The sequence below is a fragment of the Kribbella soli genome, assembly GCF_004331345.1.
GTDB lineage: Bacteria > Actinomycetota > Actinomycetes > Propionibacteriales > Kribbellaceae > Kribbella > Kribbella soli.
Window position 1 is genome coordinate 2,364,815 of sequence record NZ_SJJZ01000001.1, and the last position, 25,881, is coordinate 2,390,695.

The following is a 25,881-nucleotide window of genomic DNA, read 5'->3' on the forward strand; positions in this document are numbered from 1 at the left end:
TCGGTGGCGCCTGCCACCCTGGCTGGGTGAGTGCGCAGCGAGCTGAGCTCGGCGAGTTCTTGAAGGCTCGGAGGGCCCGGGTGGCGCCGGAGGATGTTGGCCTGCCGAGTGGCGGAAGGCGGCGTACGCCGGGGTTGCGGCGCGAAGAGTTGGCGCTGCTCGCCGGTGTCGGCGTGACTTGGTACACCTGGCTCGAGCAGGGGCGGCCGATCAACGCCAGCGGGCAGGTGCTGGACGCGGTCGCGAAGACGCTGCAGTTGACGCCGGTCGAGCGCGAGCACCTGTACCGGCTGGCCGAGGCGACGCCGGTGCGGTTGCCGACTATGTCGGGCTGCGCGAGCGAGTCCGTGTTCGACGAGATCGTGGATGCACTCGACCCGCTACCTGCGGTGATCACGAACACCCGCTTCGACATCATCCGCGCGAACCAGGCGTACCACGACCTGTTCCACGACTGGCACCAGCTGCCCTGCATCCACAAGAACCTGCTCTGGTGCATCGTCACCGAGCCCGCCGCCCGCGAGCAGTTGCTGAACTACGACACCGAGGTCCCGTATCTCGTCGGCCGCCTGCGCTCGGCGTACGGCGAACACGTCGGCGACCCGGACTGGGAGACCGACCTCGAGCGGCTGCGGTCGATCTGCCCCGAGTTCGCCCAGCTGTGGTCACGCCACGAGGTCGCCGCCTGTACGCCGCGCCTACGCCGGATCCTGAACCCGATCGCCGGCGAACTGCACCTCACCGTCACCGAGCTGGCAGTGTCGGCCCACCCCGACCTGGTCCTCTACGTCGAGACGCCGGCCGACGACGAAACCCGAGCCAAACTCCACCTGACCCGCAGGGAAGCTACTGCTCGATAGGCCTGCGGATGCGGCGGACCAGGCTCTTGTCCGCGAACTGACCGACGCGGTACGTCGTCCAGCCGTCGACGCCGGCGCCCACGGCACCACCGAGCAGCGGGATCCGGCGGGTGAAGGTCACCGCCATCCGCTTACCGCTGATCCGCCCGATCAGCTCCGCGACGACTTCGCCGGAGATCTGGCGATCCAGCTCCGGGTCGAACACCGGGGCGGTAGCGATCGCCAACGGAGACGAGACCAGGCTCGACTTCCGTAGCCGAGCCGTCACGCCGTCCTCACCGAGCAGGCAGGTGATCACCGCCGTACGGACCCGCGGATCGTCGAGGTCGTACCCGCGCAGGTGCGCGATCGCCGCGACCATCCGGCACTGGACGACCGCGAGACCGGTCAGGTTGGCCGGCAGCGCAATGGGCAGGGTGACGAGACCGCCGATGCTGGTGACGAACCCCTGCACCCCGGCGAGCCGGATGTGCTGGTCGATCACCGCCTCGATCGCGTCCGCCACGTCGCCGTCGCACCGCTCGAGCTTGGTGTCCGCGATCCGCTCCGCGCCCGGGAACCGCTGGTATCCGTCGATCGCGATCTCGAGGATCTGGCGCAACACACCGCCCGCTGCCGTCGGGGCGAACCGCTGGGCGGCGGGCGCGAGACTACTGGCGACGAACCTGGCTACTCCGGCCACGGTGCTCCTTCCCGCCCGGCCCCACGCGTCAGAACGCGGACGTGCTTCAACTGTACGTGGCTCCCCGGCCCCCGGCACTCGGGACAAACCCTAGGTGTGCCCTGGTGCAGGATGGTGTCGTGCCGATCGAACCTGACCCGTCCCAGTGGGACTTCCCGCCGGTCGGTGTGGCCGGGGCGAGTGACGTGGTCGCGGGCGGCGCGGACCTGGCGCCGGGGACGGTACTGGCGGCGTACCGGCGGGGGTTGTTTCCGATGCCGGACCACCGCGGTTCGGTGCTGTGGTGGTCGCCGGTCGACCGCGGTGTGATCGAGGTCGCCGGATACCGGCCGACCCGGTCGCTGCGGCGGGCCCGCGGGAAGTTCGAGATCCGGGTCGACACCGCGTTCGACCAGGTCATTCGCGCGTGTGCAGACCCGCGCCGCCCGGGTTCGTGGATCGACTCCGAGATCATCGCGTCGTACACCGAACTGCACCGGCTCGGCTGGGTGCACTCGGTCGAGGCATGGGACGGCGACGAGCTGGCCGGCGGGCTGTACGGCGTCGCAGTCGGTGGACTGTTCGCGGGCGAGTCGATGTTCCACCACAAGACCGACGGCTCGAAGGCGGCCGTCGCCGGCGCGATCGAGCTGCTGAGCGACGAGTACGCCGCCGACCGGGTCTTCGACATCCAGTGGGTCACCGATCATCTGGCCACGCTCGGCGCGGTCTCGATCCCGCGCGAGACCTATGTACGCCGTGTTTCGAAGGCGCTCGAGGTCCCGCTGCCGAAGGCGTTCAGCTGAGCCCTACGAAGGCCGCCATCTGCCGCGAGGCCGACGCGAAGAACTCGTCCGCCGGATCCATCGTCCCGACCAGCTGACCGAACAGTTCGAAGCTGAGCATCCCGAACAACTGCGTCCAAACGATCACGGTCCGCACCAGCACCGCCGGCGGCACGTCCGGAGCCAACGCGACCAGCACCTCGGTCTGCTGAGCCAACACTCCGGACGGTGCAGGTGCCTCTGGCGGCGTCACCAGTCGCCCCGAGGCCTGGGCGCGCTGCAACAACCCCAGCAACAACAACGGCACGCGGGACGCGGGCTGCACCGTGGTCTGCGGCGCCTGGTAACCGCTGATCGGGGAGCCGTAGATCAACGCGTACTCCTGCGGATTGGCCCGCGCCCAATCGCGCACCGCGGCATAGATCGCGATCCACTCGTCCACCGGATCGCCACCGGACGCCGCCGCCTCGGCCGCCTCGCCCAGAGCGTCGTACGCGTCGATGATGAGCGCGGTCAGCAGCTCGTCGCGGCTCGCGAAGTACCGGTACAGCGCCGACGACACCATCCCGAGCTCGCGGGAGATCGCTCGGAGCGACAGTGCCTCGGCGCCGACGGTGGCCAGCTGCTCCCGGGCAGCGGTCTTGATCTCCTCGGTCAGCTCGGCCCGGGCTCGTTCACGGGCGGTACGTCCGGCGTTCATGGAAGCCAGTGTGCCACAGAACCGAGAGCAGTGCTCTTGACAGTGAGCGGCGATCTGCTGTTCACTGATCACAACAGAGAGCACCGCTCTCGCAGAACAGTGAGGAACCACCGTGACCGAGTACAAGCAGACCTACGACAGCAAGCGCGTGATCACCGCCAACGAGGGCAGCATGCGGGTCTTCAACAAGATCGTCGCGCGGCTGACGAAGCTCGGTCTGAGCCTGATGGGCAGCCGGGTGCTCTCGGTCCAGGGCCGCAAGTCCGGCGAATGGCGCAGTACGCCGGTGAACCTGCTGGTGATCGACGGTCAGCGCTACCTGGTCGCGCCGCGCGGCCACACCCAGTGGGTCAAGAACCTCCGCGCCAGCGGCGAGGGCCGGCTGCAGCTCGGCGGCAAGGTCGAGACGTTCCGCGCCGAGGAGCTCCCCGACACCGACAAGCTCCCCGCGCTCCGGCTGTACCTGAAGAAATGGGCCTGGGAGGTCGGTGCGTTCTTCGGCGGCGACGTCTCGAAGAACTCCCCCGACGAGGTCCTCCACCACATCGCCCCCGGCGTGCCAGTCTTCAAGATCAGCTAGTGATATGCGGCCGCCTGGATCCGGTACAGGTCCGCGTAGTGACCGTCGAGCGCCATCAGTTCCTCGTGCGTCCCGGTCTCGACGACGTGAGCACCGTCCAGTACGACGATCAGGTCGGCCATCCGCACCGTGGAGAACCGATGTGAGACCAGGATCGTGATCCGTCCGTCAGAACTGTCCTTCGCCGCCGCTGCGTACCGCTCGAAGAGTGCGTGCTCGGTCTCGGCGTCCAAGGCGGCGGTCGGCTCGTCGAGCACCAGCAGCAGCGGCCGGTCCCGCATGAACCCGCGGGCCAGCGCGAGCTTCTGCCACTGCCCGAAGCTGATCTCGGCTCCGTCCGGCCAGGTCGAACCGAGCTGGGTGTCCAACCCCGACTCGAGCCGCTCCAGCACATCCTCCGCACCGGCCCGTCCGACAGCAGTGGTGACAGCCGGTACGTCGTCCAGTCGCGGCAGGTCGCCGAGTCCGACGCTGTGCGCCGCGCGGAACTCGAACCGGAAGAAGTCCTGGAACGCACCCGCGATCTTCGACCGCCACGCCTCGGCCGGGATCCGGTCCAACGGCCGATCGTCCAGCAGTACCCGCCCGCTGCTCGGCTCGTACAGCTTGCAGATCAGCTTCACCAACGTGGACTTGCCCGCACCGTTCTCACCGACGACCGCGATCACCTTGCCGGCCGGCAGCGAGAGGTCGACGTCCTCCAGTGCGGGCCGCGAAGCTCCGGCGTACGAGAACGACACCTTCTCCAGGTGGATGCCGTCGACGAGCCGTTCGGGCGCAGGCTGATCCGCTGTGCTGTCGAACGACGCCGCGTAGTTCTCCAGCCAGACCAGCCGCCGCGACCCGTCCAGCCAGATCCCCCGCAGGAACCCGATCTCGCCGACCGTCGCTCCGATGTACGCCGACAGCCGCGCACCGGCCGCCAGAATCAGCAGCACGTCACCGACCGAGCCATTCAGTCCCGAGGCGACGAACAGCACCGCGCCGACGTACGCCGCGCCGAAGATCGCCCACGCGATCCCGTGCCAGACCGCACTGGTCCAGCGGGCGGCGGCGATCGGTCCGTACCACTGCTCCCACTCGCGGCGACGTCCCGCGACGAGGTCGGGCCCGATGCCGATGACCCGGACCTCCTTGCCGGGAGCAGGTGTGGTCGCGGTCTTGAACAGGTGATCGGCCAGCCGGCTGTGCGGGGCCTGCTGCTCCTCCACCGCACGCTCGACGCCCGGTCGCCAACTGGAACTGACGACAGTCGGCAGCGCGAAGAGCAGCAGGAAGGCGAGAGCCGGATGGATCGACATGAGCAGAGCGACCGTCAACCCAAGCCGCAGGATCCAGCCGCAGGTGGAGAACAACGACATGTACATGTGGTCGAGCACGAAGACCTGTTTGCGCAGTACGGACAGCCGGTCCAGGTAGTCACGGCGTTCGTGATGCTCGATTGTGGCGACCGACGCCTGCAGCCTGGCGACGTGCGCCTCCAGCATGATCGTCACGCGGTCCCGGAACCGGCGTGAGATCCGTGTCGACACCGTCCGCAGGAACCAGGTCGCGGTCACCGACAACGCCAAACCGGTTGTCGCCAGCAGCGCGGCCTGCCGATCGCCGTCCAGTACGCCGTCGGCGAGGATCTTGAGCCACAGCGCGAGCAACGCGTCCGGCACCGCCGCCAGCAGTGTCATCAGGAACGCGGCGACGAGCAGCCAGGGCTCATGCTGGTACCCGAGCTTGCACAGGCGCCACATCGCCGGCAGTGCGCGCGGCAGGTCGTCAGAGCGTGTCATAGCTGAGCCCTTCCTCGTCGACCTCGGCCGTGAAGCGCTGGGCCTGCAGTTCGAACATCGTCCGGTACCGCCCGCCCAGCGCCATCAGTTCGTCGTGGCCTCCGAGCTCGACGACGCGGCCGTGCTCGAGGACGCAGATCCGGTCGGCGTGCCGGACTGTGGAGAACCGGTGCGAGATAAGGATCGTGGTGACGTCGCGGGTCGCGGTCAGGATCCGGTCGAAGATCGCCGCCTCACCGCGAACATCCAGCTGGGCGGTCGGTTCGTCGAGCAGTACGAGACCCGCGCCCTGCCGGACCGCGCACAGCGCTCGAGCCAGCGCGACGCGTTGCCATTGCCCACCCGAGAGATCGGTGCCGTCGCCGTACCCCGTCGCCAAGCGGGTGTCGAGATCCGCCAGGTCGTCGGCGCCCGCGTCCACCAGTGCGGCGCGGATGTCCGCCTCGGGCGCACCGGCCGGTGCGACGTTGTCCCGCAACGGCAACTCCAGCTTGAGGAAGTCCTGGAAGACAGCGGCGACGCGCGTCCGCCAGGCGTCGACGTCGAGGTCCCGCAGGTCGTTGCCGTCGACGCGGATGGTCCCGGAATCGGGGTCGTACAGCCGGCACAGCAACTTGGCCAGCGTGGTCTTGCCCGCGCCGTTCTGACCGACGACCGCGAGCGACGACCCGGCCGGGATCGTCAGGTTCAGCCCGTCGAAGATCGGACGCTCGGACTGTGGATAACTGAACCTCAGCCCTCGAAGCTCGATCTTGACCGCACCCCGGCCGGCCGAACCGTGCCCGGTGCTCAACGCGCCGGCCGGCGCCATCGCGGGCTCCAGCCGTTGTACGGCGGCGACCGGGGCCGCGGCGCCGTCCAACGCCCAGTTCAGCCCGCCGAACGCGATCATGCTGACCCCGATCGCGACCTGGGCGAACACCACCAGCCGGTCGAGCGGAAGCCGTCCGTCGATGGCCGCCGCCCCGAGCGCCCAGAACACGAGACCGTTGGCCACCACCACGATCAGCAGACTCCAGATCATCGGGCGTTCCCGCAGGCGCGTGGCGGCGTACTGCAGCTCGAACAGGCGCCGGCGTCGCTCGGTGAAGCGCCGTACGGTCCAGTCGGCGAGGCCGAACAGGCGCAGCTCCTTCGCCGCGTCCGGCGCGACCGCCAACTCGTACGCGTAGTTCGCGTGCCGCTGCGCTGACCGGACCTCAGCAGTGTTCCGGTCCTTCCAGACGCCACTCTCCCGGAGCAGCCAATGCGTCGCGAACCAGGCGGCGACGAGCACCAGCGGCGCCCACCAGGTGAATCCGAACAGCACCGCCGCGGACGCGATCCCCCCGACCAGCTCGACCAGACTCCCGGCGACGAAGTCGACGTTCAGGTACATCGGCGGCCCGGTCTGGCCGTGGTCGAACTCCCGGGCCACCGTCAGATCCTCATTCAGCGCGGGATCCTCGAGATGCCCGATCCCCGGCGGCCCGACGCAGGCCTTCGCAAGCGCGTCGTTCAGGTACGCCGACACTCGACTGCCCAGGTTGGCGCTGACGGCTTGATGCACCGGCGTCAGCACCTGCAGCAAGACGAACGTCGTACCCATCAAACCCAACGGCGCAGCCAGCGCCTCTCCATGCTGCACCGCCCCGACCAGCCACCCCATCGCAATCGCAAACACCGCCGGCAACGCGCCCCGAGCCACCAGAAGCACCCACCAAGCCGCAGCCAGCCCCCGATCCGCCCGCGGCAGCACACCAAAGAACCGCCACTCGGGCCGCTCACACAGTCGCCTCACCATCCCCTCACGATGGCACCCCCACCACCACAAGTCTTGAACGTTTGCCGGGTACTGGGGACAACCCCCGGGGACTGGGAACACGCAATTGCCTGTTCCCAGTCCCCACCGAGGGTGCCCAGTTCGGCGAGACGGCTGCGAAGATGGCGGGATGATCACTCCCGAGCAGCTGAATGCGGCGCCCAAGGTCTTGTTGCATGACCATTTGGATGGCGGGTTGCGGCCGGGGACGGTGGTTGAGTTGGCGGGGGAGATCGGGCATTCGTTGCCGCGGACGGATGCCGGTGAGCTCGGGGCCTGGTTTGTGGAGTCGGCGGACTCGGGGTCGCTGGAGCGGTATCTGGAGACGTTCGATCACACGGTTGCGGTGATGCAGACCGCTGAGGCGATCAAGCGGGTGGCCAGTGAGTGCGTGCAGGATCTCGCGGCGGACGGTGTGGTGTACGCCGAGGTCCGCTACGCCCCGGAGCAGCACCTGACCAAGGGGCTCAACCTCGAGCAGGTCGTGGATGCCGTCCGGGAAGGGTTCGAGCACGGGATGGCGGTTGCCGACCGGCCGATCGTGGCGCGGCAGTTGCTGACCGCGATGCGGCACAAAGCGCGCTCGATGGAGATCGCCGAGTTGGCGGTCGCGTACCGCGACGCGGGGGTGGTCGGGTTCGACATCGCCGGTGCCGAGGCGGGCTACCCGCCCACCCGGCACCTGGACGCGTTCGAGTACCTGCAGCGCGAGAACGCGCACTTCACCATTCACGCCGGCGAGGCGTTCGGGCTGCCGTCGATCTGGCAGGCGATCCAGTGGTGCGGCGCGGACCGGCTCGGTCACGGCGTACGGATCATCGACGACATCACGTACGACGACGCAGGTGAGAAGGCGGAGCTCGGGCGGCTCGCGGCGTACGTCCGGGACCGGCGGATCCCGCTGGAGATGTGCCCGAGCTCCAACCTGCAGACCGGTGCGGCCGACTCGATCGCGAACCACCCGATCGGTCTGCTCGCCAAGCTCCGCTTCCGGGTGACCGTCAACACCGACAACCGGTTGATGAGCGGTACGTCGATGAGCCGCGAGCTCGCCCTGCTCTCGGAAGCCTTCGGCTACGGCCTCCCCGACCTGCGCTGGTTCGCGATCAACGCGATGAAGTCCGCCTTCATCCCCTTCGACGAACGCCTCGCGTTGATCGACAACGTGATCAAGCCCTGGTACGCGTCAAACTGAGCGTTGATACGTGCGGAAGGCTCGGGTGGAGAGCCAGCCGACTATCAGGGTGAAGGCCAGTAGGTACAGGCAGTGCCGCGAGACAGATGACCAGTCGGGGTCGGCGGCGAGGGCCTGGCGGGCGGCGATGGTGGCCCAGTCGACCGGGTTGTAGCGGGCCGCGACGTTCACCCAGTGCGGTGCGACCGCCGGGTCGATCATGATCGACGACATGAACGTCAGCGGCAGCGACACGAACTGCGAGATACCGATCAGGGCCTCCTGCTGACGCGTGAGCAGCGCGACCGCGTTCGAGAGCGACCCGAACGCCGTACCGACGAGCATCGACGCGACGACCGTGACCAGGTAGCCGATGCTCCCGCCGTCGTACCGCGCGCCCGCGGCGATCCCGATCGCGAACACCAGGATCGTCTGGATCAACGTGGTCGTCGCGTTGCTGAGCAACTGTCCTGCCATCAGCCCGCCGCGGCTGACCGGTGACGCGAGCATCCGGTCCATCACGCCGCGCTCCATGTCCTGCACGAACGACGTACCGCTCCAGCCGCTCGTCATCAAAGCCGTCATCATCACGATCCCCGGCGTCAGGAACGCGATGTACGACGAGTCGCCGAACCCCGGGATGTCTACGACGCCCTGGAACAGCTGCCCGAACAACAGCAACCAGATCGCCGGCTGCACCAACGTGAACGCGATCAACGCCGGCTGCCGGTACGACGCCCGCGTCCACCGCCCGAAGATGAGGCCGGTGTGCGCAATCATGCCGCCTCCTCCGCCACGCGGAACGAGCGACCGGTGTGCTGCAGGTACACGTCGTCCAGCGACGGCCGCGACACCGTGACCGCGACCACTGGAATCGCCATGTCCTCAAGGGCTCCCAGCACAGCCGGTACGGCGGTTGCGCCGCGATCGACGCGTGCGCGCAGAGTGTTGCCTTCGACAACGATCTCGTCGATGCCGGCCAACTGGCCAAGCAGCACTCGCACCGAACCGTCGATGTCCGGATCGACGAGCTCGACATGTACTGAGTCGCCACGCAACGAGGCCTTTAGAGCCTCAGGTGTGCCTTCGGCGACGATCCGGCCATGGTCGACGATCGCGAGCTGCCCCGCCAGCCGGTCGGCCTCTTCCAGGTAATGCGTGGTCAGCAGCACGGTCAGGCCTTCTTGGCCGGACATCCGGACCACCTCGTTCCACAGGTCGGCGCGGGCCTCGGGGTCGAGTCCGGTGGTGGGCTCGTCGAGGAACAGCACCTTCGGCCGGTGGACCAGGCCGAGTGCGACGTCCAGCTTGCGCTGCATGCCGCCGGAGTACGTCTTCACCGGGCGACTGCCATGCTCCCCCAGCCCGAACCGCTCCAGCAGCTCACGCGCACGCTGCAACGACTCCTGGCGGGACAGGCCGAAGATGCGCCCGCTCAGCACCAGGTTCTCGAGACCGGTGGCCATCGGGTCCGAGCTGGACTTCTGCGGTACATAGCCGATCGAGCGCCGTACCTGGTCCGGTGCACGGTTGACGTCGTACCCGGCGACCAGCGCGCTGCCGGAGTCGGCCCGGGACAGTGTGGTGAGGATCTTGACGGTGGTGGACTTGCCCGCGCCGTTCGGCCCGAGCAGGCCGAGGACGACGCCCTCTCCGACGCTGACGGTCAGGCCGTCGAGCGCGCGGAGCGGTGGATTCTTGCGGCCGGCCGGGTACGTCTTGACCAGATCGACCGCTTCGACGGCATGCGTAGCCATCACATGACTCCCTAGTGTGCTGGGAGCCGGCCGTCAGCTGGCTATCCTGATGGTGTGCCCTTGGGTGCCAGGTCTTCGGACCGACTCGAGGAAACTGCGGCCCTGGACCCTGGTGTTGCCGCACCGTGGGTCGAGGGCCGTCTCTTTACTGGGCTTCTGGCGGTATCGCCTGCATCCAGGCGAACTCCTGCCCGAAGTACTTGACGGGATCCTTCAGTTGCTCGGCCGGACTGATGCCCTCCTCCAGGTAGAGCTTCCAGGCCTGACGCCAGAACCCGGCGCCGCTGAGCGCGTCCGTGCGGATCTCCTCCGCGAGCCGGTGGACGTACGCCGACTCAGCCCGCAGCAGCGCCAGCCGGAACTCCGACTCGACCCAGAAGATCCGCGGGAACTCCATCGAGGCCATCTGCTCGTGCGCCGCGGTGATCTCCGCGATCTCCGTGTCGACCGCCTTGAGCCGCTGCTCGAGCAGCTCGGCGGCGCGGTCGGGTGGCAGACCGGGGAGGTAGGCGAGACCGGCTTCGAGCGGGTGGTACTCGCGCGCCGGCGTACCGACGAGCTCGGTCAGCCAGTCGCCGAACTCGGCAGCGCCGGCCTCGGTGATCTGGTAGACGGTGCGCTCCGGCCGGTTGCCCTCGCGGACCGTCTCCAGCGCCTCGACGAAGCCGTGCTTCTCCAGCGCCGCGACGACCGAGTAGAGCGAGCCGTAGTTCACCTTGATGCTCTGGTCCTTGCCGCGGGCCCGGAGCATCGTCGAGATCTCGTACGGGTGCATCGGCCGCTCGCTCAGACTCCCGAGCACCGCGAACGCCAGCGGATTGGCCACCTTGCGCCGCGCCATGCGCCCCTCCTCGATCTCGATTACTCGAAATCGAGTATTAGTTCGTGAGTATCCGATGTCAAGTAGTCAGCCAGGCGAACGCGCGGGCCCCCAGCCCGCGGACCCGGAGGCCGGCGAGCGCGCGGTACGTCGGCTCCTCGACGTACTTCGTGAGCAGCCAGGCGAGCGCGATCACGCCGATCATCGCGCCCGCGATCTGCGTGAGCCGGCCCGCGCCGAGCTCCATCAGGCGGTACGCGATCAGGTAGCCGACCACCTGGTTGAGCAGGTACAGCCCGAACGAGATCCGCGCCAGGAACTGGATCGGCCGCCGGAACCGGGCGAGCACCGTCCAGTCCGGACCGCGCGCAGCCAGCGCGACGAGCACCAGCAACACCCCGATGCCCAGGGACGACGGCAGGTCCGAGGTGTGCGCGTGCTGCGCGAAGACGGTCGCTGCGAGCAGGGCGGCGAGATGCGCGACGCCGATTCGGCGCTGTGCCCACAGCCAGATCGCGATGCCGATCGCGAACAGTTGCAGGCGATGCAGGCCGAGGCCGTTCCACGCCTGCTGCACCCAGAACGGGCTGTGGCCGATGCGGTCGTTCCACTGCAGCACGACCGGGGCGATGATCATGATCCAGAGCAGCGTGGTGATCCGCTGCCCGAGGCCGCGCGGCCAGAGCAGTGCCGCGGCGCCGAACGCCATCAGCTGGAGCGGCAGCGTCCAGTACGAGCCGTCGATGAGCTGGACGCCCGGGTCGAACGACGCGGCCAGCGTCAGGTTGCTCCACAGGTCGCGGGGCGTCGGCAGCACCCAGTTGCTGGGTCCGAACCACACCACGACCAGGTAGGTGAACACGACGGCGATCAGGTACGGCGGGAGCACGCGACACACCCGCCGCCACAACCAGCGGTACGTCGAGCCCTTCCGGACCGTCACGCAGACGAAGTACGCGCTGATCACCAGCAGGATGCTGGCGCCGACCTGGAACGGGTACGGCCCGAACGGTGCGCCGAGCTCAGGGTGCAGGAACGGACCCATGTACGTCGTGTGCGTGAAAATCACTGCCAGTACCGCCAGGACGCGCACCACGTCCCAGCTCAGTCGGCGTTCGGTCCTGCCCAGGGGGCGGTCCGGCGTCGTCACAACCACTCCATCTACACATCGCTGTTACCCCCCTGTGACCTTAGGCAGAGCGTGGGGTGGCGATGCAAATCCGCACGGTGATGGATAGCTCACATCGGGCGGCTCAGAGCGGCTTGACCCAGCGTGACCACTCCGGCTGCGGTGCGTAGCCGGCGGTGGACCAGACGCGGTGCGCGGGGGCGTTGTCGTCGAGCACCATCGCGTCCGCGCGGGTTCCGCCGTACGTCAGGAAGCGGGCCTCGGCGCGGGTGACGAGTTCGCGGCCGATGCCCTGGCGGCGATGGGTCGGCGCGACCGCCAGGCGGTACAGGTGGCAGCGCCAGCCGTCCCAGCCGACGATGACCGAGCCGACGACAACCTCGTCGTCGACGGCAAGGATCAGCGCCTCCGGGTCGCGCTCGACCAGCCGCCGGACGGCGTCGGCCGAGTCCGGCGGGCGGTGCGAATCCTCGGCGGCGGTCGCCCAGAACGTCAGTACCGCGTCGATATCGGTCGCCGTGGCGTTGCGGTAGGCAACCATCAGCCGGTGGTCTGGAAGGTTCGGCGGTAGTCCTGTGGTGGCACGCCCACCACCCTACGGAAGTGGTGCCGCAGCAGTGCGGCCGTCCCGAATCCTGATTCGGTGGCGATCTGCTCGATACCCATCCGGGTCTGTTCGAGCAGGGTGCGAGCGCGCAGCACGCGTTGGGTGGTGACCCATTTGAGTGGCGTCGTACCGGTCTCGGCGACGAAGCGGCGGGCGAAGGTGCGCTCAGACATCTGCGCGCGCCGGGCCAGTGCGGGCACGGTGTGCTCGATGGTCAGGTTGTCGACCATCCAGTCGAGGACCTGCTGCAGGCTCTCCCCGGACGACTCCGGCACCGGTACCTCGACGTACTGCCGCTGGCCTCCGTCACGCTGCGGCGGGACCACCATCCGGCGGGCGATCCGGGTCGCGACCGCGCTGCCGAGCTCACGGCGTACCAAGTGCAGAGCGGCGTCGATCCCGGCTGCGGTGCCGGCGCTGGTGATGATGTTGCCGTCGTCGACGAACAGCACGTCCGGGTCGAGTTTCGCGGCCGGGAACTGGTCGTGGAACTTGTCGATGTAGCGCCAGTGCGTGGTGCAGGCCCGGCCCTCGAGCAGGCCGGCGGCACCGAGCACGAACGCGCCCGAGCAGACCGTCAGCAGGATCGCGCCGCGCGCCTCGGCCCGCCGGAGCGCGTCCAGGATCCGCTCGTCGTACGCGTGCCGCCAGGTGGTGGCCGGGATGCCGATCAGGTCGGCGTCCTCGAGCTCCTCGAGCCCGTACGGCGCGACCACCTGGGAGTGGCTGCTGGTCTCCATCGGGACGCCCGGCGTGGCCGCGCACACCTTGAAGTCGAAGGGCGGAACGCCGTCGTCGGTGCGGTCGATTCCGAAGACCTCGGCCAGGACGCCGAACTCGAACAGGGCGACGTCCTCCATCAGGACGACGGCGATTTTCTGCAGCATCTCGCCAGTATGGCAGTAATTTGTCGGACTATGTCAATAGTGCCACTAGTGGCAGGATCTAATAGATAGCATTATTACTGCCATGACCGGATACATCGTTCTCGTACTCATCGTGCTGGCCGTGATCGCGGCTCTGGAGATCAGCAACAGGCGCAACTCGACCGGGCCGGCCGCCGGTCCGCGGGGCGCCTGGATCGCCGACGATCGTGACGTGGCCCGGACCAAGCTCGACCTGCTCGCCCTCGGCGCAGCGGCTGAGCCCTTCAACCACAAGCCTGCTTCGACCACCGGGACCGTGCACAGCATCCGCACAGCCCGCCTGCACCACGGCCGTCACGCGGCCTGAGTGAGTTTTCGCCAGCTGGGGGCGGTCCCATTGGTGACCGCCCGCAGCGCCCCTTCGACCGGGCCGTAGCGGTAGCTGCTCAGCCACAGGTGGCTCAGGAGTAGCTGCAGGGTGAAGATGCCGACCGCGAAGCCCAGCGTCTCCAGCGGAGACACCTGACCCGCCAGTCCGAAGCCGACACCGGTGAAGATGAGCATGGTCGCCACTGACTGCCCCAGGTAGTTCGACAGCGCCATCCGCCCGGCCGGCGCGAGGAGTTCACGGATGTCCTCCCCGCGGTCGGAGTGCATGATCCGCAGCAGTGAAGCGACGTACGCCGCAGTCAGGAAGGGTGCTGTCATGACACTCATCAGCACCGCCCTGGTGTCGCCGTTGCCGCCGGACGCGTAGACGAGCCCGCCGGTGATGCCGATCGCGAAGCCGACCAGTTGGATGAGCCGCAGCAGCGCATCGGCCCCGTGGGTGTTCTGCAGCAGCCGCCGTCGACCGGCCACCATGCCGACCAGGAACGCGGCCAGCGTGGTCGGGCCCTGCACGGTCAGCAGCGACAGGCCGTACGTCGGGAGCGCGCGGACGTGCTCGCCGATGACGTCGCTGAACGACCCCGCCAGGTTCGCAGTCGTCTCCTGTGCGGCTGCTACTGCCGTGGTGGGGTCCATGAACTGAGTGCTGTCGACGAAGAGCGCAGCGACCGCCAGGGTGATGAAGAGGTACACGTAGATCCCGGCTGCGACCAGGAGCGCCGTACGGTCCTTCACTCGGCGCATGGCGAGCAAGACCAGGCCGATGATCGCGTAGACGCTCAGGATGTCGCCGGTGATCAGGAAGACCCCGTGCAGGGCACCGAGCGCGAACAGGCCGCCGAGCCGCCGCAACATCCGTGGTCGGAACGCTGCACCGGCTCGCTGAGCTGCCGCCATCTGCAACTGGAAGCTGTACCCGAACAGGAACGAGAACAGCAGGTAGAACTTCATGTCCACGAACGCCGACGACAGCCAGTGGACGGAGTGGTCGAGCCAGGAGTCGTACGCCGGGTTCTGCGCCAGGTGGATCGGGAAGCCGGAGGCGGCGAAGGTGATGTTCACGACCAAGATGCCCAGGAGGGCGAATCCCCGCAGCGCGTCGATGTCCTGAATACGCGTTCGATCGAGTACCTGGCTCATGCACTCCAGCACATCAGGGCAACCCCGAGTGCACAGTCACGCTGAATCCTCCTCGGGGGTGGACCTACCTCTACCCTCGACCGAGTGAGCGACTACCGCGAAGTGAACCGGGCCAACTGGGACGAGCGGGTGCCGGCGCACGTGGCGTCGCCCAGCTACCACGTGGACGACTTCCTGTCCGACCCGTCGTACCTCAGTGAGGTCGTCCGGTTCGACCGGCCGCGGCTCGGTGACGTCAGCGGGCTGCGCGGAGTACACCTGCAGTGCCACATCGGCACCGACACCGTGTCGCTGGCTCGGCTCGGGGCGCGGATGAGTGGGCTGGACTTCTCCGAGCCGGCCGTCGAGCAGGCTCGGTCACTGGCCACGCGGCTCGGGTTGTCGGTCGACTTCCACGTGGCTGATGCGTACGACGCGGTGCGGGTGCTGGGCGCGTCGGCGTATGACTTCGTCTACACCGGGATCGGGGCGCTGTGCTGGCTGCCGGACATCGACAGGTGGGCGCAGGTCGTCGCCGGGTTACTGAAGCCGGGCGGGCGGCTGTTCATCCGCGAGGGCCATCCGATGCTGTGGGCGCTGGACGCCGGACCGGAGGTCCCCGAGGTGCGATTCCCGTACTTCGAGACGGCCGAGCCGATCGTGTGGGAAGAGGGCGGGACCTACGTGCAGACCGAGGTCGAGTTCGCCACCACTGTCACGCACGAGTGGAACCACGGCCTCGGCGAGACCATCACCGCTGTCCAGAAGGCCGGTCTGGTGTTCGACTCGCTAACCGACCACGACAGTGCACCGTGGAACGCCCTCCCCGGTCTGATGACCGAGGACGCAGACGGTGAGTGGCGACTGACGGAGAATCCGCACCACCTGGCCGCCACCTACACCCTGCAGGCGCACAAACCCACTCAGTGAGCCCGGCGCTGCTGCACCTTCTGGACTGCCTGCTTGATTTTCTGCTGGTTTTCCGGCTTGCTCAGTTCGCGCTGCGCGACCTGAACCAACTTGGCCACCACAGCACCCTTGAGCATCGTCTTCACAAACCCCATCAGGGCCTCCCAATTCCGTTGCCCCCGAAACTACCGCCCCCCACAACCCTCCTCCATAGGTGATTCACCGGAACTGTCCCTGGCGTCAGGCACACTAGGAGGGTGCCTGAGTTGCCGGAGGTTGAGTCGCTGGCCGTGTTCTTGCGGGAGCGGGCCGTTGGGCATGCCTTCGTGCGGGCCGACATCACGGCGATCAGTGCGCTGAAAACCTACGACCCGCCGATCTCGGCGATGGTCGGGCTGCTGATCGACGACGTGCAGCGGCACGGGAAGTTTCTGGACTTCTCCGCTCAGGGCGTGCACCTGGTGATCCACCTGGCGCGGGCGGGCTGGCTGCGCTGGAAGGACGAGCAGTCGACCGGCCTGGTGCGCCCGGGCAAGGGCCCGATCGCGCTCCGGACCGTCCTGGACGACGGCTCCGGGTTCGACCTGACCGAGGCCGGGACCCAGAAGAAACTCGCGGTGTACGTCGTGCGCGACATCGCCGACGTCCCGGGGATCGCGCGGCTCGGGCCGGACCCGTTCACGCTGTCGCTCGAGGACTTCGGCGAGATCCTGAAACGTCAGGGCCGGGTCCAGCTCAAGGGCGTCCTGCGGAGCCAGTCCGTGATCGCCGGCATCGGCAACGCGTACTCCGACGAGATCCTGCACGTCGCGAAGATGAGCCCCTTCAAACCGGCGTCGAACCTGTCCGACGACGAGCTCGAGACGCTGTACGACGCGATGCGCGAAACCCTCAAGGACGCGGTCGACCGCTCCGCCGGCCTCGCCGTACAGGACCTGAAGTCGGAGAAGAAGTCGGGTCTGCGCGTGCACGGCCGCAAGGGCCAGAAGTGCCCGGTGTGCGGTGACATCGTCCGCGAGGTGAGCTTCGCCGACTCCTCCCTGCAGTACTGCGCGACCTGCCAGACCGGCGGCAAACCGCTGGCCGACCGAAGGTTGTCGAAGCTGCTCAAGTAGGTTCCCGCCCATGCGCAAGATCTACGTGGCAGCACACGTCTACATGATTCTCGGGCTGATCAGCGGCCTGTTCTACCGCGAGTTCACCAAGCTGAACGACTTCACCGGCGACTCGCAACTCAGCGTCGTCCACACGCACATCCTTGCGTTGGGCATGCTGTTCTTCCTGATCGTGCTCGCCCTCGAGAAGCTCTTCACCCTGACCGCGGGCACGCTGTTCACCGCGTTCTTCTGGGTCTACAACGCGGGCCTGGCGCTCACCATCGGGATGATGATTCTGCGCGGCGCGATGACGGTGCTCGGCCACCAGCCCGGCGCCGCCCTCGACGGCATCTCCGGCCTCGGCCACATCACCATCACCCTCGGCCTGATCTTCTTCTTCATCAACCTCGGCAGATGCCTGCCCGCCAACGAGAAGGCGGCCGGCTCAGAGATGCACGACGTACGGCGCTGACGCCGACCGGCGGCCCGCCTCGAGCTGCACCCGCAGCTCGTGCGCACCCGTCGGCCCCGCGATCCGGGTCGCCCATCCGACCGATCGGCCCGGATCGAGGCCGTCGAAGGCCCAGGCCTGCTTGCTCGCAGACCATCCCGGCGGCAGTGGCAGCTCGACCTCGCCGCGCGCAGGGGTCCGGCCGAAGTTCGTCACGACCACGGTGATCTCGTCGCGGCCGGGGTGGAGCGAGGCCAGCACCGTGCCGACCGGTGCGACGAGCACTCGCCGTACGCCGGTCGGCACGGTCAGCGGAACGACGCGGAGTTCCGGTATCGGGAACGGGCCGATCGTGGTCCGGGTCAGCTCGTGACCGGTCACGCCGTACCTGCGACCGGCCAACCGGATCTGGTACTGGCTGTCGGGATCGACCAGGCCGATGAAACGCACGGCGACATCGGCGGCGCGGCGGGCGACGAGGTGGGCCGGCGTACCGGTCGGAGTCAGGTCCCAGACACCGTCCGCGTTCGCGGTCACGGTGTCCGGCGGGACGATCCGCAGCTTGCCCTGTAGCGCGACGCGGACCACCGGTGGCTCACCGGCCTCCGGCAGCCGGACGACCAGATCGTCACCGTCACGGCGCCAGGTGAGGGCCTTGCCCGTGTGGTCCTCGACGACGTGCCGTGGCGTGGTGGCGAGGCCTGGCAGACGGACCTCGTGGTCCGGTGGCCGACGGGCGATGCGGAGCAGGAGGAGCTCACGACTCCGCAGGATCGCCTCGCCCCAGGGTTGCGGCTCGAACTCCCCCGGGATCCCCTGAATCAGTGCCACCGCAGCCTCCTTCGAGCCACGGTCCGAAATCCGCCGTCCGCTGTCAACGTGTTATCCGGACTCCGGGCAACCGCCTGCCCCCGGGTCTGACATGCTTGGGGGCATGTTCCGGAACCAGGAGATTCCTTCGGTCGTGGTGGCTGAGCTCGACGACGACCTGCTGACGGAGGCGTTCGTGCTCGACGTGCGGGAGCCGGACGAGTGGGACCGTGGGCACATCGAGGGCGCCACGCACATCCCCCTCGGCGAGCTGCAGGAGCGGGTCGGCGAGGTGCCGATGGACCAGAAGGTGCTCTGCGTGTGCGCGGTCGGCGGCCGGTCCGGCATGGCCACCCAGTTCCTGAACCAGCTCGGCCGCGAGGCGATCAACCTCGACGGCGGCATGCACGCCTGGCAGACCTCAGGCCGCCCGGTCAGCACGAACTGACACAGGTGCCGGCCTGGAGGTCAGCTCCGCCGTCCGGCCCAGTGGGGTACGCCACCGTCGGGCAGCGTCGCCTCGACGAGCCAGCCCGCGGCGGCCGGTCCCGCGACCAGCTGACCACCCAGGTCCTGCACGCGCTCGCGTAACCCAGCGAGACCGCGTCCGGTACCGGTCAGCAGCGGTCGTGCTTGCACCGCTGCACCGTTCTCCACACGCACGCTCAGGTCCCGGCCGGACCCGGTCACCACGACCCGGACCGCAGCACCGGGTGCGTACCGGAGCGCGTTCGTGAGGCTCTCCTGCACCACGCGGAACGCCGCGTGCGCCACCGGCGCCGACACCCCGTCGCGCGACCCTTCGAACCGGCACGACACGTCCAGCCCGTTCCGCGCCGCCCGGGTCACCACCTCCTCGATCAGCGACAGATCCGGGCCACCGACCTCGATCCCACCCAGCAGCTCGACGAGACGCCGCAGGTCGTCGTGCCCCTGCCGTGCCGACTCGGCCAGCCCCGCGAACACCTGCGACGTCCCGACCGGATCCCGATCGACCAGCCGCTGTCCGGCCGCCGCCTGGATCACCATCACGCTGATCGCATGCCCGACGATGTCGTGCAGTTCCGACGCGATCCGGGCCCGTTCGTGCCGTACGGCGAGCTCCGCGAACAGCTCGCGCTCCTCCTCGAGCTCGCGACCGCGCCGCGTCAGCTCCTCGGCCGACTCCCGGTGCAACCGCAGTACCGTGCCCGCGAGGAAGCTCGGCACGCTGAACATGATCAATGGCACCTCGCTGGTGTCGCCGAGGATCACCCACAGCACAACGAGGTACGCCGCCAACGTCCCCGCGGCGACCCAGGCCGACCACCCGGACCATCCCAACGCGGCGACCAGCGTCACCAGTGCGAGGATCGCGAACGCCGTGTCCGGAAACCACCCGTAGTCGGCCAGCACGGCCGGCACCAACCACAGCGCGGCACCGACGACGGCGACCACCCGCGGATGACTCCGCCACCACAACAGCGTCAGCCCGCCCGCCAGCAGCGCAGCCGTGAAGACGTTCCCGACCACCGTCGTCGGCCAGCCGTGGATCGCCGTCGGCAGGGCAATCACCGCGGCGACCATCACCACGATCCCCACTTGTTCGAGTCTGCGTACGGCGTTCATTGCGCTCAACCGACCACCGGAAGCTGAGCGACGGCACCCGCCCGGCCTTTGGTGACCTTCACGTCGACCGAACCACCCAGCAACTTCGCCCGTTCCCTGGCCCGGGCCACGGCTGCCTTCAGATCGGCAGCCTCGCCGACCTGCCCGTTCACGCGGATCTCGAGCGCGTCGGCCTCGAACCGGACCGTCACCACGATCGGCGCATCGGCCTGATCGGCCAGCGCCGTCACCAGATGCTCGACGATCCGGTACGCCGAAAGCTCCACCGTCGCAGGCAATGCCCGTGGGTCACCCGTCACGACCAGCTGCGAATGCGCCGTACGGAGCCGCGCGAGCAACGCGTCGAGATGGGCGACCGTCGGCGTCGGCGCGAACGCGACGTCGTCACCGCGCAGCAGCCCGACGATCTCCCGCATGTCGTCCAACGTCTGCCGGCTGCCCGACTCGATCGACTCCAGCACCGCCCGCGCCTCGGCGGGCGGCAGGCCGTCCGCGGACTCGGCGGCCGTGGTCAGGTCGGCGAGCCGCTCCTGCAGCAATCCGTCGAGCTGCCGCGAGAGTCGGGCCCGGTCGCCGGCAACGTCGAACGCTGCCCGCTCGTCCCGCAACTGCCGCAACTCCGCTTCCCGATTCGCCAGCTCCAGGTTCAGCGCCGTACGCCGACGAGCGGCCAGGCCGACCCCGAACACGATGCAGACGATCGGCAGCGCCAGGGCGATCGCGCCCGGGCCGGTGGTCGCGTCGATCACCAGCACGAGCACGGTCAGTACGACGCTGAGCCCGCAGACGATCCAGGCCGTTGCGCGCTTGCTCGCCATCCCCCCGAGGAACGCGAGCACGAACGCGAGCGGGAGACCCGCGCCGCAGCGCGTCACCCAGCCGAACAGGAAGACGTGCAGCGCCATCGCCAGCACGGACACCGTGGCGACGGCGACGATGCCTCGCCGCCACCACAGCACCGGAATCGTCGCTGCCGCGAAGACCGGGATCATCCAGAGCGAGTGCGAGCTCTGTGTGTGCGCCATCGATCCCTCCGCGATGGCGGCGCGCACCTGGGCGTCGGACATCTGGACGTTCTCCAGCATCAGCAGGACGCCGAGCACGGTGAGGCCGCCCGCGATCCCCCAGTCGCGAAGCTTGATACCCCTGAAGACCTCACTCATGACTCGGCTCCCCACCCCAGCAGCCCCGCTCAGGCGACCGTACGCGCCGGCGCCGATCCGGCGGTCTGCTGCTTCGTGACTCGATTCTGCACGAGCAGACCGGCCCCGTAGAAGAGCGCGATACCGGGCAGTGCGATGGGCAGCGCGCCCGCGACCGAGTCGATCGACGAGTCCCGGAACAGCGCCAGGAGCTGGACGATCACGATGCCCGCGAGGCCGATCGCGTGGTTGCGCCAGGCGCCGGCGAACCGGGCGACGGCGTACGCCAGTGCGAAGCTCAGCGGGAGGACGATGCCGCAGCGCGTCAGCCAGCCGAACGCGATCACGTGAGCCAGCGTGGTGATGGCCGTGATGGCGACGACTGCGAGCACGTTGCGCCGGCGCCACAGGATCGGCAAGGTGACCAGCAGGAACGCCGGCACCATCGCCCAGGTCGTCGTCGACACCGGGTGCGGCAGGCTGGTGTCCGCGGACCCGACGTTCTCGTACATCAACACCACACCCCCGGCCGTCATCAGGCCGGCCAGTACGTAGTCGAGGGGCCGGATGCCCTTGAAGATCTCGCTCATCGATCTGTCCTTTCGCTTCGGGTCCGTCTGAACCCCCATGTCGCGAAGGTAGATTCCGGCCGCTGTCGCCCACGTCTGGCGCAAGGACGATCCCCAGGACGGGTCGTCATCCGCGCGGATGACCCGGATCGTCCGCACGGATGACCGACGGACAGGCACAATCACCCTGTGGCCGAGAAGATCCGCGTCCTGGTGGCCGACGACCAGAGGCTCGTGCGTACCGGGTTCCGGGTGATCCTGGAGGCCGAGGGCGACATCGAGGTGGTCGCCGAGGCCGATACCGGCACGGAGGCGATCCGGCAGGCCCAGCTGACCGCGCCGGACGTGATCCTGATGGACATCCGGATGCCCGAGCTCGACGGGCTGTCCGCGACCGAGCAGATCCGCCGGCAGCCGGACCCGCCGACGATCATCGTGCTCACCACCTTCGACCAGAACGAGTACGTCTACCGCGCACTGCGGGCCGGTGCCGCCGGTTTTCTGCTCAAGGACAGCCCGTCGACCCGGCTGATCGCGGCCGTCCGCGCCGCGGCGACCGGTGACTCGCTGATCGAGCCGGCCATCACCCGGCGGCTGGTCGAGCGCTTTGCCGAGCCCGTCGTACCCCAGGGGTTGCCGGCCGAGCTCCAGGCGCTGACCGAGCGTGAGCTCGAGGTACTGCGGTTGATCGCGCGCGGACTGTCCAACGCGGAGATCGCGGCCGAACTCATGGTCGCCGACACGACCGTGAAGACGCACGTCGCCCGACTGCTGACCAAGCTCGGGGTCCGGGACCGGGTGCAAGCGGTCGTGGTCGCCTACGAGACTGGATTCGCCAACCGGCGCTGAACAACAGGTGAAAGACCTTCCGATTAGGGTCGGCGAGACGTTAGTTTGTCACAGCTGTCCGTCCGTTGGGGAGGCTCCTGTGTCGCTCGTTCGTGCTTTGACTACAGCTGTAGGCGTTGGCGGCCTGCTGGCCGGCGTACTCGTCGATCCGGCCCTCGCCCAGACCGACGGGATCACCGACGCCGCGATCGCCGAGACCGGCGTACTGACGTCACGCGACGACAGCCCGGTGGCGCCCGGCGTGAACTACACGTCGTTCGAGCGCCTGGACGCGAAGGGCTGGCAGCGCGGCGACATCCTCGACACCGACCTGGACAAGCACGGCGTGACCGTCGACCTGGTCAACAACGGCGGGAAGGTGTCAGGCGGTCAGCCGCTGAGCCAGCAACTCGCCCGCAAGGGTGCGATCGCCGGCGTGAACGGTGACTTCTTCGACATCAACGACACCACCGCGCCGCTCGGCGTCGGAGTCGAGCAGAGCGGCAAGCTGCTCAACGCGCCCGCCGCCGGCCACAACGACACCGCGGTGATCGGCAAGGACGGACTCGGCAAGATCGCCCAGCTGTTCCTGCAAGGTACGGCGACCGACGACGACGCCACCAAGCTCGAGCTGACCAACCTCAACTCGCCGACCGTCAACGCCGGCGGAATCGGCCTCTACACCCCGGAGTGGGGCGATGCGGCCCGGACCCGGACCGTGGACGGCCTGCCGACCGTGCGCGAAGTGATCCTTCGCGACGGTGTGGTCGTCTCCTCGGCCACCACTCCGGCCACCACCCCGTTGGCAGCAGGAGAGCAGGCGTTGATCGGCCGCGAGGCCGGCGCCGACGCGCTCGCCGCGTTCGAGGTCGGCGACAAGGTCGGCGTCGAGTACGGCCTGCGCCCGGACGCGGGTGAAGTGGCCGCCGCCGTCAGCGGCAACTACCAGCTCGCGAAGGACGGGAAGGTCCCGGACACCGTGCCGGACGCCGACCTCGCGCCGCGCACCGCGATCGGGTTCGACGCCGACGGCAGCCGGATGATCCTGCTCACCGTCGACGGCCGGGCCACCGGTTCGCGGGGTCTGTCGCTGAAGGAAATGGGCCAGCTGATGATCAGCCTCGGGGCTGACGACGCGCTCAACCTGGACGGCGGCGGCTCCTCGACGATGCTCGCCCGGACCCCGGGCAAGGTCGCGCCGGAGGTCGTGAACGACCCGTCCGACGGCGGCGAGCGGCTGATCCCGAACGGACTCGGCCTGGTCCCGGTCAAGGGCTCCGGCCAGCTCAAGGGCTTCCGCGTCGAGGCCGTCGGCACGTCCGAGGAGAGCCCCGACACCGACCTCTCCCGCAGCTCCCGCGTCCTCACCGGACTCAGCCGGGTCCTCAGCGCCACCGGCCACGACGAGACCTACGCGCCCGCGACCGGTACGCCGTTCTGGTACGCCGGCAGCAACGTCCGCGTCGACCAGCAAGGTGTGGTCACCGGCCGCCGCGCGGGCGACGCGATCGTCACCGCGACCCGTGGTGCGGCGAACGGAAGGTTCCCGATGACAGTCCTCGGTACGCCGACCCGCCTGGCGCCCTCGACCCGGCAGGTATCGCTCGCCGACTCCGCCGCCAAGGGCTTCTTCGAGGTCGACGGGTACGACGCCGACGGGTTCTCCACCTGGATCGAGCCGCGCGACGTCAAGCTCAGCTACGACCCGGCGCTGGTGAAGATCGTTGCGAAGGGCAATGGTTTCGAGGTCAACGCGGTGAGCAGCGAAGCCGTCTCGGCCGTGGTGACCGCGACCGTCGGCACGCTCAGCACGCAGCTCAGCATCACGGCCGGCCTGACCAGCACCGTGGTCGACGAGCTCGACGACGTCACCAAGTGGGCAGCGAACGCCGTACCGGCCGGTGCCGCGACGGCGACGCGGTCTGCTGCGGAAGGGCATGACGGCGGGCAGGCGATCGCGCTCGACTACTCGCTGACCGGCAGCACTGCCACGCGAGCGGCGTACCTCTCGCAGACGCCGCAACAGACGTTGCCGGGGCAGCCGCAGAAGCTCGGCGCCTGGGTGTACGGCGACGGCAAGGGAGCGTGGCTGCGCGCCAACGCGTACGACGCGGCAGGTGGTACGGCGCAGACGCTCAACCTGGCCCCGACGGTCGACTGGACCGGGTGGAAGTACGTCGAGGCGGACATCCCGCCCGGTCTGACGATGCCGCTGCGCTTCTGGCGGATCTACGTCGTTGAGACCTCGCCGACCCGGCAGTACGCGGGCCGGATCGTCGTCGACGACCTGACCGTCCGCAGCGCGCCGCCGGTGACGATGGACCCGCCGGCGAAGGTCATCGATCCGATGGTCGTGACCGACGGGACCGTGACCACGAGCGGCCGCTGGCGGTTCGCGGTGATGTCGGACGCGCAGTTCACCTCCGACGACCCGAACTCGGACTACGTGAAGCAGGCCCGCCGGACGATCCGCGAGGCGCTCGCGCAGAAGCCCGAGTTCCTGGTGATCAACGGCGACTTCGTGGACCGCGCGTTCGGTCCGGACATCGCGCTGGCCAAGCAGATCATCGACGAGGAGGTGGCCGGCAAGGTGCCGGTGCACTACGTGCCGGGCAACCACGAGACCTACGGGCCGGGCGACCTGTCCGAGTGGAAGAAGGTCTTCGGTAACGCGACCAGCACGTTCGACCACTTGGGTACTCGGTTCGTACTGCGGGACTCGTCGCTCGGATCGCTGCGCGCCGGAGGGTTCGACCAGATCCTCGATCTGCGCAAGCAGCTCGCCGACGCCGCGACGAACAAGTCGATCAAGAACGTCGTGGTGATGGCGCACCACCCGATCGACGACCCGTCGCCGACGCAGAACTCGCAGCTCGGGGACCGCAAGGAAGCCGCGATGATCGTGAAGTGGCTGGCCGACTTCCGCGCCTCGACCGGCAAGGGCGCGGCCTACATGGCGGCGCACGCGGGCACCTTCGCCGCGACCCGTACCGACGGCGTACTGCTCCCGCTGACCGGCAACTCCGGCAAGAGCCCCGCGGCCGCACCGGACGCCGGCGGCTTCACCGGGTGGGCGCTGGTCGGGATCGCGGCCCGCCCGTCGACGCAGCCGTGGTTCCAGGTGGAGCTCCGCCCGCACGTCGACTCCCTCGAGCTGACCGCGCCGGCTTCCCTGCGCCGCGGCCAGACCGGCACGGCGGCCGCAACCGTCGTACAGGAGAACCGGCGGATCCCCGTGGCGTTCCCGGTGTCGGCTGACTGGTGGGGTTCGTCCACGCTGCACATCGGCCCAGCAAAGACCGCCCCGTTCTGGGCAGTCGCCTCCTACGACCCGTCCACCGGCGTAGTGACTGCACTACGCCCTGGCACGGCCCAGCTGGGAGTAACGGTGAACGGGGTCTCCAAGAGCGCGACGCTGCAGGTCGGTTGGTAGC

The 25,881-nt window shown here is 68.7% G+C and carries 27 protein-coding genes; 11 read left to right on the forward strand and 16 right to left on the reverse strand.

All coding sequences use genetic code 11. From position 1 onward, the window contains the following. Positions 1 to 26 precede the first annotated feature (26 nt). Entirely contained in the window at positions 27 to 860 is an 834-nt protein-coding gene (locus E0H45_RS11840; protein ID WP_131336959.1) for a helix-turn-helix transcriptional regulator, read from the forward strand. Here E0H45_RS11840 and E0H45_RS11845 read toward each other — a convergent pair. Next, a complete protein-coding gene (locus E0H45_RS11845) occupies positions 847 to 1,542 on the reverse strand; it encodes an EcsC family protein (protein ID WP_131336961.1) in 696 nt (231 codons plus the stop codon). The two genes, E0H45_RS11840 and E0H45_RS11845, sit on opposite strands and share 14 nt — an antisense overlap. Before the next feature lie 119 nt (positions 1,543 to 1,661). Between E0H45_RS11845 and aat the strand changes: the two genes are divergently transcribed. Next, entirely contained in the window at positions 1,662 to 2,327 is a 666-nt protein-coding gene (gene aat, locus E0H45_RS11850) for a leucyl/phenylalanyl-tRNA--protein transferase (RefSeq protein ID WP_131336963.1), read from the forward strand. Here the strand turns inward: aat and E0H45_RS11855 are convergent. After that, a complete protein-coding gene (locus tag E0H45_RS11855; RefSeq protein ID WP_131336965.1) occupies positions 2,320 to 3,006 on the reverse strand; it encodes a TetR/AcrR family transcriptional regulator in 687 nt (228 codons plus the stop codon). The two genes, aat and E0H45_RS11855, sit on opposite strands and share 8 nt — an antisense overlap. A gap of 112 nt (positions 3,007 to 3,118) precedes the next feature. On the opposite strand from E0H45_RS11855, the gene E0H45_RS11860 reads away from it, so the two are divergent. Further along, the gene (locus E0H45_RS11860) at positions 3,119 to 3,586 is read left to right on the forward strand and encodes a nitroreductase family deazaflavin-dependent oxidoreductase (RefSeq protein WP_238154920.1); all 468 of its coding nucleotides are present in this window, start codon (positions 3,119 to 3,121) and stop codon (positions 3,584 to 3,586) included. Here E0H45_RS11860 and E0H45_RS11865 read toward each other — a convergent pair. Continuing rightward, a complete protein-coding gene (locus tag E0H45_RS11865) occupies positions 3,583 to 5,370 on the reverse strand; it encodes an ABC transporter ATP-binding protein (RefSeq protein ID WP_131336968.1) in 1,788 nt (595 codons plus the stop codon). The genes E0H45_RS11860 and E0H45_RS11865 overlap by 4 nt on opposite strands. Beyond that, positions 5,357 to 7,153: an ABC transporter ATP-binding protein gene (locus E0H45_RS11870; RefSeq protein ID WP_131336970.1), complete on the reverse strand. Its 1,797-nt coding sequence runs from the start codon at positions 7,151 to 7,153 to the stop codon at positions 5,357 to 5,359. Before E0H45_RS11870 ends, E0H45_RS11865 begins: the two co-directional genes overlap by 14 nt. 148 nt (positions 7,154 to 7,301) lie before the next feature. Here E0H45_RS11870 and E0H45_RS11875 point away from each other — a divergent pair, with 148 nt between their 5' ends. Further along, positions 7,302 to 8,366, forward strand: coding sequence for an adenosine deaminase (locus E0H45_RS11875; protein ID WP_131336972.1), 1,065 nt, complete (start codon positions 7,302 to 7,304; stop codon positions 8,364 to 8,366). On the opposite strand, the gene E0H45_RS11880 is transcribed toward E0H45_RS11875, so the two are convergent. From E0H45_RS11880 to E0H45_RS11905, 6 genes are all read right to left on the reverse strand, one after another. Then, complete coding sequence (locus E0H45_RS11880; RefSeq protein ID WP_131336974.1) at positions 8,358 to 9,125, reverse strand: ABC transporter permease; 768 nt, start codon at positions 9,123 to 9,125, stop codon at positions 8,358 to 8,360. The two genes, E0H45_RS11875 and E0H45_RS11880, sit on opposite strands and share 9 nt — an antisense overlap. Further along, the gene (locus E0H45_RS11885; protein ID WP_131336976.1) at positions 9,122 to 10,102 is read right to left on the reverse strand and encodes an ATP-binding cassette domain-containing protein; all 981 of its coding nucleotides are present in this window, start codon (positions 10,100 to 10,102) and stop codon (positions 9,122 to 9,124) included. The genes E0H45_RS11880 and E0H45_RS11885 overlap by 4 nt, the downstream gene beginning before the upstream one ends. Before the next feature lie 145 nt (positions 10,103 to 10,247). Continuing rightward, on the reverse strand, positions 10,248 to 10,943 hold the full coding sequence (locus E0H45_RS11890) for a PadR family transcriptional regulator (protein ID WP_131336978.1): 696 nt from the start codon (positions 10,941 to 10,943) through the stop codon (positions 10,248 to 10,250). A gap of 58 nt (positions 10,944 to 11,001) precedes the next feature. After that, complete coding sequence (locus tag E0H45_RS11895) at positions 11,002 to 12,072, reverse strand: acyltransferase family protein (protein ID WP_165546413.1); 1,071 nt, start codon at positions 12,070 to 12,072, stop codon at positions 11,002 to 11,004. A 103-nt stretch (positions 12,073 to 12,175) separates the two neighbouring features. After that, a complete protein-coding gene (locus tag E0H45_RS11900) occupies positions 12,176 to 12,592 on the reverse strand; it encodes a GNAT family N-acetyltransferase (RefSeq protein ID WP_131336982.1) in 417 nt (138 codons plus the stop codon). Beyond that, complete coding sequence (locus E0H45_RS11905) at positions 12,592 to 13,545, reverse strand: GlxA family transcriptional regulator (protein WP_131336984.1); 954 nt, start codon at positions 13,543 to 13,545, stop codon at positions 12,592 to 12,594. The genes E0H45_RS11900 and E0H45_RS11905 overlap by 1 nt, the downstream gene beginning before the upstream one ends. Before the next feature lie 82 nt (positions 13,546 to 13,627). On the opposite strand from E0H45_RS11905, the gene E0H45_RS11910 reads away from it, so the two are divergent. Then, the gene (locus E0H45_RS11910) at positions 13,628 to 13,891 is read left to right on the forward strand and encodes a hypothetical protein (RefSeq protein WP_131336986.1); all 264 of its coding nucleotides are present in this window, start codon (positions 13,628 to 13,630) and stop codon (positions 13,889 to 13,891) included. Here E0H45_RS11910 and E0H45_RS11915 read toward each other — a convergent pair. After that, on the reverse strand, positions 13,879 to 15,054 hold the full coding sequence (locus tag E0H45_RS11915) for a DUF418 domain-containing protein (RefSeq protein ID WP_131336988.1): 1,176 nt from the start codon (positions 15,052 to 15,054) through the stop codon (positions 13,879 to 13,881). The genes E0H45_RS11910 and E0H45_RS11915 overlap by 13 nt on opposite strands. Before the next feature lie 84 nt (positions 15,055 to 15,138). Between E0H45_RS11915 and E0H45_RS11920 the strand changes: the two genes are divergently transcribed. Next, a complete protein-coding gene (locus tag E0H45_RS11920; protein ID WP_131336990.1) occupies positions 15,139 to 15,963 on the forward strand; it encodes a class I SAM-dependent methyltransferase in 825 nt (274 codons plus the stop codon). Here the strand turns inward: E0H45_RS11920 and E0H45_RS42420 are convergent. After that, positions 15,957 to 16,097 carry a hypothetical protein gene (locus E0H45_RS42420; RefSeq protein ID WP_165546414.1) on the reverse strand — a complete coding sequence of 47 codons (141 nt, stop codon included), beginning with the start codon at positions 16,095 to 16,097 and terminating at the stop codon, positions 15,957 to 15,959. The genes E0H45_RS11920 and E0H45_RS42420 overlap by 7 nt on opposite strands. Positions 16,098 to 16,199: 102 nt before the next feature. Here E0H45_RS42420 and E0H45_RS11925 point away from each other — a divergent pair, with 102 nt between their 5' ends. Both E0H45_RS11925 and E0H45_RS11930 read left to right on the forward strand, forming a co-directional pair. Then, a complete protein-coding gene (locus E0H45_RS11925; RefSeq protein ID WP_131336992.1) occupies positions 16,200 to 17,057 on the forward strand; it encodes a DNA-formamidopyrimidine glycosylase family protein in 858 nt (285 codons plus the stop codon). Positions 17,058 to 17,067: 10 nt separating this feature from the next. After that, complete coding sequence (locus tag E0H45_RS11930) at positions 17,068 to 17,511, forward strand: DUF2871 domain-containing protein (RefSeq protein WP_131336994.1); 444 nt, start codon at positions 17,068 to 17,070, stop codon at positions 17,509 to 17,511. Here E0H45_RS11930 and E0H45_RS11935 read toward each other — a convergent pair. Further along, positions 17,485 to 18,321: a hypothetical protein gene (locus E0H45_RS11935; protein ID WP_131336996.1), complete on the reverse strand. Its 837-nt coding sequence runs from the start codon at positions 18,319 to 18,321 to the stop codon at positions 17,485 to 17,487. The genes E0H45_RS11930 and E0H45_RS11935 overlap by 27 nt on opposite strands. A 103-nt stretch (positions 18,322 to 18,424) precedes the next feature. Here E0H45_RS11935 and E0H45_RS11940 point away from each other — a divergent pair, with 103 nt between their 5' ends. Next, positions 18,425 to 18,748, forward strand: a complete 324-nt coding sequence (locus E0H45_RS11940; RefSeq protein ID WP_131336998.1) for a rhodanese-like domain-containing protein — start codon at positions 18,425 to 18,427, stop codon at positions 18,746 to 18,748. 20 nt (positions 18,749 to 18,768) lie between these two features. On the opposite strand, the gene E0H45_RS11945 is transcribed toward E0H45_RS11940, so the two are convergent. From E0H45_RS11945 to E0H45_RS11955, 3 genes are read right to left on the reverse strand one after another with little or no spacing between them, the layout of a single operon-like run. After that, positions 18,769 to 19,881, reverse strand: a complete 1,113-nt coding sequence (locus tag E0H45_RS11945; protein WP_165546415.1) for a sensor histidine kinase — start codon at positions 19,879 to 19,881, stop codon at positions 18,769 to 18,771. 32 nt (positions 19,882 to 19,913) lie between these two features. Beyond that, complete coding sequence (locus E0H45_RS11950; RefSeq protein ID WP_131337002.1) at positions 19,914 to 21,071, reverse strand: sensor histidine kinase; 1,158 nt, start codon at positions 21,069 to 21,071, stop codon at positions 19,914 to 19,916. A gap of 29 nt (positions 21,072 to 21,100) precedes the next feature. After that, positions 21,101 to 21,640, reverse strand: a complete 540-nt coding sequence (locus tag E0H45_RS11955; RefSeq protein ID WP_131337004.1) for a hypothetical protein — start codon at positions 21,638 to 21,640, stop codon at positions 21,101 to 21,103. A 168-nt stretch (positions 21,641 to 21,808) separates the two neighbouring features. Between E0H45_RS11955 and E0H45_RS11960 the strand changes: the two genes are divergently transcribed. Both E0H45_RS11960 and E0H45_RS11965 read left to right on the forward strand, forming a co-directional pair. After that, positions 21,809 to 22,468 carry a response regulator gene (locus E0H45_RS11960; RefSeq protein ID WP_131337006.1) on the forward strand — a complete coding sequence of 220 codons (660 nt, stop codon included), beginning with the start codon at positions 21,809 to 21,811 and terminating at the stop codon, positions 22,466 to 22,468. A 97-nt stretch (positions 22,469 to 22,565) separates the two neighbouring features. After that, complete coding sequence (locus E0H45_RS11965) at positions 22,566 to 25,880, forward strand: phosphodiester glycosidase family protein (RefSeq protein ID WP_238154921.1); 3,315 nt, start codon at positions 22,566 to 22,568, stop codon at positions 25,878 to 25,880. Position 25,881 lies beyond the last annotated feature (1 nt).